Annotated in this window: 11 protein-coding genes; 4 read left to right on the forward strand and 7 right to left on the reverse strand. The window is 39.2% G+C overall.

Annotated features, from left to right (window positions below):
* The 3 genes from ACFVSH_RS19505 to ACFVSH_RS19515 all read right to left on the reverse strand — a co-directional run.
* On the reverse strand, nt 1-282 hold a 282-nt coding region (locus ACFVSH_RS19505; RefSeq protein WP_387707401.1), incomplete at its 3' end, for a GerAB/ArcD/ProY family transporter.
* Nucleotides 283-372: 90 nt separating this feature from the next.
* On the reverse strand, nt 373-1,794 hold the full coding sequence (locus tag ACFVSH_RS19510) for a spore germination protein (protein WP_387707403.1): 1,422 nt from the start codon (nt 1,792-1,794) through the stop codon (nt 373-375).
* Between the two features lie 393 nt (nt 1,795-2,187).
* Nucleotides 2,188-2,334, reverse strand: coding sequence for a hypothetical protein (locus tag ACFVSH_RS19515; protein ID WP_179086186.1), 147 nt, complete (start codon nt 2,332-2,334; stop codon nt 2,188-2,190).
* Nucleotides 2,335-2,506: 172 nt separating this feature from the next.
* On the opposite strand from ACFVSH_RS19515, the gene ACFVSH_RS19520 reads away from it, so the two are divergent.
* The 3 genes from ACFVSH_RS19520 to ACFVSH_RS19530 all read left to right on the forward strand — a co-directional run bounded on the left by ACFVSH_RS19520 (nt 2,507) and on the right by ACFVSH_RS19530 (nt 3,668).
* On the forward strand, nt 2,507-2,710 hold the full coding sequence (locus ACFVSH_RS19520) for an alpha/beta-type small acid-soluble spore protein (protein ID WP_214750194.1): 204 nt from the start codon (nt 2,507-2,509) through the stop codon (nt 2,708-2,710).
* Between the two features lie 302 nt (nt 2,711-3,012).
* On the forward strand, nt 3,013-3,291 hold the full coding sequence (locus tag ACFVSH_RS19525; protein ID WP_387604292.1) for a hypothetical protein: 279 nt from the start codon (nt 3,013-3,015) through the stop codon (nt 3,289-3,291).
* A 95-nt stretch (nt 3,292-3,386) separates the two neighbouring features.
* Nucleotides 3,387-3,668, forward strand: coding sequence for a transposase (locus tag ACFVSH_RS19530; RefSeq protein ID WP_387604290.1), 282 nt, complete (start codon nt 3,387-3,389; stop codon nt 3,666-3,668).
* Nucleotides 3,669-4,250: 582 nt separating this feature from the next.
* Here ACFVSH_RS19530 and ACFVSH_RS19535 read toward each other — a convergent pair.
* The 4 genes from ACFVSH_RS19535 to ACFVSH_RS19550 all read right to left on the reverse strand — a co-directional run bounded on the left by ACFVSH_RS19535 (nt 4,251) and on the right by ACFVSH_RS19550 (nt 7,558).
* Nucleotides 4,251-4,466, reverse strand: coding sequence for a DNA methyltransferase (locus ACFVSH_RS19535; protein ID WP_387604288.1), 216 nt, complete (start codon nt 4,464-4,466; stop codon nt 4,251-4,253).
* The gene (locus ACFVSH_RS19540; RefSeq protein WP_387707405.1) at nt 4,463-4,696 is read right to left on the reverse strand and encodes a hypothetical protein; all 234 of its coding nucleotides are present in this window, start codon (nt 4,694-4,696) and stop codon (nt 4,463-4,465) included. Before ACFVSH_RS19540 ends, ACFVSH_RS19535 begins: the two co-directional genes overlap by 4 nt.
* A 791-nt stretch (nt 4,697-5,487) precedes the next feature.
* Nucleotides 5,488-7,020 carry a flotillin lipid rafts scaffold protein FloT gene (locus ACFVSH_RS19545; RefSeq protein ID WP_387707407.1) on the reverse strand — a complete coding sequence of 511 codons (1,533 nt, stop codon included), beginning with the start codon at nt 7,018-7,020 and terminating at the stop codon, nt 5,488-5,490.
* Between the two features lie 19 nt (nt 7,021-7,039).
* Nucleotides 7,040-7,558 carry an NfeD family protein gene (locus ACFVSH_RS19550; protein ID WP_387707409.1) on the reverse strand — a complete coding sequence of 173 codons (519 nt, stop codon included), beginning with the start codon at nt 7,556-7,558 and terminating at the stop codon, nt 7,040-7,042.
* A 321-nt stretch (nt 7,559-7,879) separates the two neighbouring features.
* Between ACFVSH_RS19550 and ACFVSH_RS19555 the strand changes: the two genes are divergently transcribed.
* Nucleotides 7,880-8,452 (forward strand): biotin transporter BioY, encoded by a 573-nt coding sequence (locus ACFVSH_RS19555; protein WP_387604280.1) that lies wholly within the window; start codon nt 7,880-7,882, stop codon nt 8,450-8,452.
* Nucleotides 8,453-8,772: the final 320 nt, after the last annotated feature.

Below are 8,772 nucleotides of genomic sequence, written 5' to 3' on the forward strand. Positions count from 1 at the left end.
GTCAGGTGTATTGGGAAGAAACCATGCTTTTATATAAAGAAAAGTGTTAATAAATATCATCAAAGAAAAGCATAAAGTGTATCCAAGAATAATGAAAATAGCCACTTTACCTAGTATTTTCCCGAAAAATCGGATAAGAAGATCGTAAAGCGTGTCATTTGGGTACTTCTCAGCCGTTTTCACCATAATAATACTGGCAGCAACGCTTAATATCCAACCAATGATGAGGCCCATCCAGCCGTCTGTTCCAGCCTTTTCGGCAACAACTTTAGGAAGCGACAAAAACCGACCCCCATTTGGGTCCCAACAATTAAAAAAATATATTGCAGGATGGTGATTTCATTATGAGTGTATTTTTTCATTTTCCTCACCTTATCTTTTAGGCTTTCCCTGACGATTGGATTGAATGGTCCTTACACTTTTTGGTCGTGTAATCATTTTCCATAAAGGAAAACGAATAAATGAGTCCTTCATATCAGCAAACCGGAAAGGAGCTAATGGGCTTGCATACGGAGTTCCCAGCGATTCAAGACTAATTAAATGGGCAATCAACGTCATGGCACCAATCATGATTCCGGTACTTCCAAACATGACTGCTAATAACATCATGGGAAATCGCAGCATTCGGATAGCCGTCCCCATGTCATAACTTGGAATGATAAATGAGCCGATTGCCGTTGCAGAAACGACAATCACCATAATATTGCTTACTATACCTGCCTGAACAGCTGCCTGTCCGATCACAATTCCTCCCACAATTCCAACCGTTTGGCCTATTGGAGCCGGAAGACGAACGCCTGCTTCTCTCATCATTTCAATGGTAACCTCCATCAGGAGTGCTTCTATGATTGGCGGAAAGGGCACAACCACCCGTGATTCGGCTATGGATAAAAAAAGCTTTAAAGGAATGACTTCGTAATTATAGGATATAATGGCTACATATGTTGAAGGTAGAAATAATGTGATCATAAAAGCGAAAAATCGCAGCAACCGTATCAATGATGCAGCTAACCAGCGTGTGCTGTAATCATCAACACTCTGAAGAAAAGACATTAATGTTACCGGAGCAATTAAAACAGATGGCGAACGATCGACGATAACGGCAAATCGACCTTGAAGAATATGTGAAGCTGTTGCGTCCGGCCTCTCGGTTAATATAAACTGAGGAAACGGGGAATATGGGTTATCTTCAATAAGTTCAGATAGTTCACCATTATTAATTATCACGTCCATTTGAATTTGTTTGATTCTGTCTTCAAGTTCCTGCAGTACTTCTTCACTAGCAACATCTCCCAAATAAACGATAAAGACCTTTGACTTTCCGCGAACACCGACTGTAAGTTCCTTTATGATCAATTCTCGGTTAGGAATATATCTTCGCAACATTGCTACATTCTGACTTCCGGTCTCTACAAATCCCTGGTGGGCACCTTTCAGTGATGTTTCTAACTTCGGATCTTCAATCGCTCTTTGAGGCCATCCTTTTGTATCCAAAAGAAACGCTTTAGTTTCCCCTTGGATGAATAAGGCGCTGTCACCTGCAAAAAGTGCATTTTCAACGGATTTCCATGAATGGACGTCTTCAACATCCCCTACAGTTGTAGGCAATCCCTTCTTTGGGTCGAAAGAGGATTGCATCACGGCACTTAGAACGTTATTGCTTATTGAATTTTTATCTGTTAAACCATCTACGTATACTAAAGCTGCCTTTGTTCCCTTTCCGGCGAATTCGAAGTGGCGAATCACCAAATCCGGAGCATGGTGAAACATCTGCTGAAGTACTTGTATATTCATCGATATATCAGGATACAGCGGATAATGATCTATCGAACTAAGTTTTTCTGAATAAACATTTTGGTTTGTTTGCTGGTATTTTGAATAACGTTTCCTCTTAAATAAACCGGAGAAAAAAATATGAAACGCCCCCTTTCTCTCAGATTTATCATTTCTCGCATAAGAAGAAATATACTCTTTGTTGTAAAAAAATAGACTATGACGGAAGCAAGTAAAACGTACGCCAGAATTTATAAAACCGTTTTAATTATCTTTGGAACAAAATGGAGTTTAACTTTAAAAACTTCAAGATGAAGTAATAGAAATAGGTGCTCCCTACTAAAGAAGAGCGTCTCTTCTTTTATGAGTAAGCGTAAAATATCCCCACCTTCAAAAAGGATAGGGATTGAATTACTATTTGGTACAACCCAACACGATTCCAAGCGCGTTCAATGAATCGTTTGGAATCGAAAAATGAGTTACGGCAATCATCCTGGCTATCGTTACGGCTGTCATCATTTTTGGCAGGATTAAAATGATTGCAAAAGTATCTGTTGTCACCTTGCAACCCGGTGGCTTCAATGTTTTCCTGTGCTCTTCCCTTCTAGAGCTACAGATGAGTTTTAATTTCACCTAATACTGCCTTAATTTATTTTAAATTCTATAGTATAAAACTCTTAACATTATCAAAACCTATGACTAGCAACACATTACATTCATAGGAGCTGACAACATGGCTAGAAATAACAACAGTAATCAATTAGTAGTTAATGGTGCAGAACAAGCTCTAGAACAAATGAAATACGAAATCTCTAGTGAATTCGGTGTTACACTTGGCGCTGATACAACATCTCGTGCAAACGGATCTGTTGGTGGAGAAATTACAAAACGTTTAGTGCAAATGGCTGAACAACAATTAGGCGGAAGAACTCGTTAATCGAAATCATATGTAATGTTAGGGATAGTGATTGGACTATCCCTATTTATAATTTTACAAACTTCAAAAAAAGAAACAGAAACATCAGTAGCTGTTATTTTGCTATGTCGCAGTATGAATATACTGTGCTTGTAGAGCTATCCTGCCCCTTTAGTTCCATAAGAAACTCCTATGGCGGCGCTCCTCGCCGCCACCATCTTCTACGAAAATCTAAACTCAAAAAGAGAGTCTAATCATTGCTTCAACAACCTCCCTTATTGATGTAAAGCACGTATTCCCTGACTTTCTTTGAGTGTGGGGTGTTGAGAAAGTATCTTGCTGAAAAGAACGAGACTTATCTTTTTATTCAGCTACCAAAGCCAAGTGAGTATCCAAATGTTTTAAAAATTACTGCTGGAGATTACTGGTGTAATCTCATCCAAAAGGTGTTAGAGGGCGCAAATATTAAGCTAGGTTCCGTGGTTTCAGACGTTATGGGTGTTTCGGCTCGAGACATGCTTAACGCAATTGCCGAAGGTGAAGAAGATCCTGAAAAACTAGCAAACTTTGCTCGACGCACAATGAAAAAGAAGAAAGATTAACTAGAACTCACCCTTAAAGGTTATATCAATTCGCATCAACGCCTCATGTTAAAAACCATCTTAAAGCATATTGATTTTTTACAGAGCAAATCGAGATGCTCGACCAAGATGTCGATGAAAGAGTAAACTCCTATCAAGAAGATGTGGAACGATTAGACTCTATTCCTGGTATTGCTGCAAGAATGGCTGAGCAAATTTTATCTGAAATTGGGACTGATATTAAGAAACAGTTTCCAAGTGCATCTCATATTTGTTCTTGGGCAGGACTAGTTCCTGGGCATAACGAAAGTGCGGGAAAAAGAAAATCAGCTAAAACAAAAAAAGGAAACAAGTATTTGAGATCAGCATTAACAGAAGCAGCTCATTCTATCTCTTAACTCGAAAAGAAATGAATGTAGACTTAGGCGAAGACTACTTTGATAAGCAGAGACAACAATCAATATTTCGGCATTCACTAAGAAGACTTGAAAGTTTAGGATACACAGTTACATTACAAGAACCTGAAGCATCTTAATCCAGTCCACTTACCTACAATAAATCAGTAAATTAAGCGCTCTCCCCTTTTTTAAAAAACAATGAGCTGCGTCTTCTTAAGTATTGCCTTTTCCCCTAAATTCCAGAAGTCTATTTTCATGGTAGTTCAATAAGAAAAAAACCGGAAATCACAGATAGTTTTCGGGTCAGGCGATACATTCTTCAGGAGATCAATGTGGGCGTTTAATGACAGACCCAAATTTGTAAGCTCCAGCAATAATCTGAAAAGGGAAGGCGATAATCAAAGGCCACTGCCTCCTACATCACGTGGAATGGAGGCTTCTAACATAAAAAAAGATGACGGCAATGAATATTGGACTTGTCTTAGCTGCCTTTATTAAAATTTTCTCATAATACATAGCATCGGAAAGGATACCTTTTTTATATTCTTGCTAATCTCCATAAAGTAACCTGATGAAAGATCATCAGGTTGTGAAAGCTTTATGCAAAGCCCTAGAAGCTTTGGTGAAGTATGTATTATCTAATTCGAAACCAATAAAGCTCCGATTTAGATTAATAGCAGCTTGTCCTGTTGACCCTGAACCCATAAAACAATCTAATACTGTTTCACCTTTATTAGAATGAGTTGCAATGATTTTTTTGAGCAGAGTAACTGGCTTTTGACAAGTATGAAATCTCACTTTTCCACAACTATAGGAGCTTCATAAGAAGCCCTATCATAAAAAGAATTAAACGTCTTTTGTCCCTTTAATATAGGAAATAAAATATTCTCTTGAGACAAATAATTTACTTTTGCATTAATTGGGACCGGATTGGTTTTTTCCAAAATTCTTATTCTTTGTTGTTTCACTTCAGCTTTTCTCCAACTATTGATAAAATCCCTCATTTTAAAAATATCGTAAAAAATCACCATTGTTCCACCCGGATCTAGGACTCTCTTAAATTCTTATAAAAGGCTAAACCAATTTAAAGTATTCTCTTCTAAATCCCATTCTACAAATTCTATAGATAGATATAGAACCATATTTTTTGGGGTCACCACCGACCACATTTAAAATTTGTCTATCTAGATATAAAGTGCTGCGGGTCCGTACAGATTAAATGAATAGAATTACTCCCAATCTTTTTAATTTCATTAAAGACATCAACATATATTAACTTCATTTCTTGAGCTGATTTACAAAAAGACATTTTAATTATCCCCATTCCTGACCTGAACTCCGTTTCAATTCCTGGGGATGAGGACCTTACTTTACTACTAATATTATGAGAGTTACAGGAGTCAGTTTCGAGCTCGTTATTTATGCCAAAGAAACAGTCGCTATAGATAGTGTGAAAGTTTATAATTATGATTATGGTCCTGTTCTCCAAAACTACTGTCCAGAGGACTTAGCTGAGTTGGGAGTTGTGGCTAACATTGCCCCTTTATCCTAAATGAGTATGAAAACGTCTTTGCAGATAGGAATGGCCCTATTGTAAACGGCAACAACTATGAATATTGCCTCGAGTTCACAGAATAAATGTCAAAGCATTTCAACAAGAAGAAGCAACAGATTGTATATCTGTTGCTTCTTCTTGTATGATTTCGCCTATTGCTATTAATTGTTAATTCTTCAATACTTTTTGTTATTTAAATATTTACTTGTCTTTTGCAACAGCTTTTATTTCATGTGACGAACAGAATGATTTACCTTTTCCCTGTTATTCTTCCTTGCCTGCTGCCATATTCATGTTCGCTTCGACATTCTCCTGACTGATGGTTGTAAATGGTAAACTCCTCTTGCCAGAGAAGTTCTCAAGCAAGTCTTTGACATCAATGCCCGAAGATGCTTTTAATGATTCCTGCAATGTGGCCATTAAATCCGTTGCATACCCAGTCACTTTATTGGCCCCGCCATTCGCACCGCTTCCACCTGTATCCACTACAGTGATCTTGTCGATATTACTAAGCGGGCTTGCCACTTGTTTGGCATACTCCGGAAGCATTTTCAAGATCATATCCATGACGGCTGCCTGACCGAACTGTTCAAATGCTTCGGCAATCTTCTGCTTGGCTTCGGCCTCTGCTACCCCTGTTAACCGGATGATTTCCGCTTCTGTCGTACCTTGTGCCCTTTGTGCGTCCGCTTTAGCAAGACCGTCCATGCGAACGCGTTCCGCTTCGGCTTTTGCCATGGCTTCGATTTTATACTTATCGGCATCCGCTTCCGTTATCTGTTTCATTTTATTTGCGGAAGCCGCCTGCTCTACCGCATAACGGTCGGCATCCGCCTTTTTCTTCACTTCGGAATCATATTGCTTTTCACGGCGGAGGATTTCTTTTTCCTCCAGCTCGATTTGCTTTTGCCGTTCGATGATCCTGATTTGCATTTCCTGTTCCGTTACATCCTGTTTGGAGCGGGCCGTTTCCAGATCGTAAGCTTGGTCAGCTCGTGCTTTGGCAATATCCTGCTCGCGACGGAATTCCGCAACCTTCAGCTTGTTGATTTTCTCGGCTTCGGCTATTTCCGTTGCCCTTTCAAGTTCGGCACGCTGGGCTTCCTTCGAAGCTTCGGCACGCTTGATTCGCGTTTCTTTCTCTGCTTCTGCGGTAGCTATATCAGCATCCCTCTTCACTTGTGCAATCCTTGGCTTACCGAGCGATTCAAGATATCCATTTTTGTCCCGGACATCTTTTATTGTAAATGATACGATGATGAGTCCCATTTTAGCTAAATCCTGGGAGGCTACCCTCTGTACTTCCTGGGAAAACTTTTCGCGGTTTTTATAAATTTCCTCGACCGTCATCGACCCAAGGATGGAACGAAGATGTCCTTCCAGGACTTCCCTAGCTTCCTGTTCACGGTCATCTTTGGATTTACCAAGGAATTGCTCCGCCGCTGTGGCAATATCAGTGATCGAACCGCCAATCTTGATGATCGATACACCATCAGCCATGACTGGAACTCCCTGTTCTGTATATACTTCAGGAGTTGAGACCTCAAGCTTGCTTGACAACAAGCTTAGTGGTTCCGCTTGCTGGAACACTGGGAGAACGAAAGCGCCCCCTCCGCGGACGATTTTTATTTTATTTCCTGATTCATCGATGTGAACATTTTTGCTTCCTAAGTAGCTACCGGTAACGATCAATGCCTCATCAGGACCAGCCGTGCGGTATTTCGTAATAAAGACAGCAATAAGTGCGATAAGTAAAAATGCAACAATGGCGACGACAATCCAAATCAAATTAAACATAAACTACCTCCTACCTTTTTTAATCCTGGTGGGGCATAACATAGACAACCCCGTTTTTAACTTCGATGATCAAGACCTTTGAATCCGAAACAATTCCTTCATTCTTATAACTGGCCGCAGTTTTCGCGATGCTTCCACTGATGCTTTCAATCAAGACTTCCCCAAACCCGTCAACCGGGATTGATGTCAGAACCCTGCCGACCCTCCCTCTCAGATCATTATCATGAAATGTCAAGCTTTCTTCCGCTGATGAGATGGGAATCAAAACAAATACATTCAGTAAAGTGACGACGGTAAATGAAATGATCAGGGAAATGCCGGCAATCAACCCAGCATGAAGTCCTGAAAGCGATTCAAGCAAAAACCCACTCGCAAAAAACACGGTCAAAAAGCTAAAAATGAGTGTAGGATTAAATATATCCGGTAATTCAAGGCCGGAAAATAAATCGTTAAACAAGATAAATAAGAATGTTAGCCCCCCGAATATAATTAATCCATATAAATAGATTGTTTCTAATGGAACCCCAAATAACTCCATCTCTTTCATCCTTTAAATTCGATTTTTTCCAAGCCGCTTACTATTTTAAGGACCTGGGATAAACGTTTTCCCAACATTGATATTCTTTGTTATGACCCCCTCCATTTACTTGCCTACCATTCATACGAATGATGCATTAAAAAAGTTTCATTTATTTTCCAAGTTTTGAATTTTCCTTTTTCTTCACTTTCAAACATTGTCGTCCAATAAATCATTAATGAATTAAAATCCATAATTTCATTGACAGTGTTTAGTTAACATATTAAAATTCTTTATATGTTAACTCGTCATATAAATAGGTTTACATTAGGAGGAAGCACAATGAAGGAACGTCATGAGAAGTTAAGAATGATGATGGTTACAGCTTTATTTGCAGCACTTATAGGAATCTTTGCCCAATTCACAATTCCACTGCCCTTAGTGCCGATTACAGGTCAAACTCTAGCAATTGGACTGGCAGCAACGATTCTCGGTTCGCGTTATGGAACTTCTTCCGTTTTATTATACTTGTTCATAGGGGCAGCGGGAGTGCCGGTATTCGCTGAAATGTCTGGAGGATTAGCTAAGATATTCGGTCCGACAGGCGGTTATTTATTATCCTATATCCCGACAGTATATATAACGGGTCTGATATTGGAAAAAACCCGTTTCACAGTTGCAATGGCTTTCCTTGCAAATACAATCGGGATGATAATTACTTTGGTCATCGGTACGGTTTGGTTAAAATATATGAGTTCATTATCTTGGCCAGTGGCATTTGCCGGCGGTTTTGCTCCATTTATAATCGGAGGCTTTTTAAAGGCATTCCTTGCATCATGGCTTGGCATCACAATCCGTTCAAGGTTAGCCTCGGCTAATATGCTGCCAAAAAAAAATGCATCACTTTCCCAATGATGGGTAAATGAAAGAGAGGGTACCGCTTATGGTACCCTCTCTTTCATTTATATTTAACTTCCCGAACACTTGAACAAAAAAAGACTCTTAAATAAGAATCTTTTTTACAAGAAATTATTGCGGTCCTATCCCCATAAGTCCGAATATGAATAGCAAATGTATATGATCCCCTTTGCTAACCGTAATCATTTTACTATAGTAACAGTCATTTGACAACTATTGAGGATACACATGAACTTACTGCCATTTTATAACTTTAGGAAGTATAAAGTAACGGATTTAATTACTTATTATTTACTTCATATTCTTTTTTCGTACCA

The sequence above is a fragment of the Peribacillus sp. NPDC058002 genome (assembly GCF_042886655.1).
GTDB lineage: Bacteria > Bacillota > Bacilli > Bacillales > DSM-1321 > Peribacillus > Peribacillus aracenensis.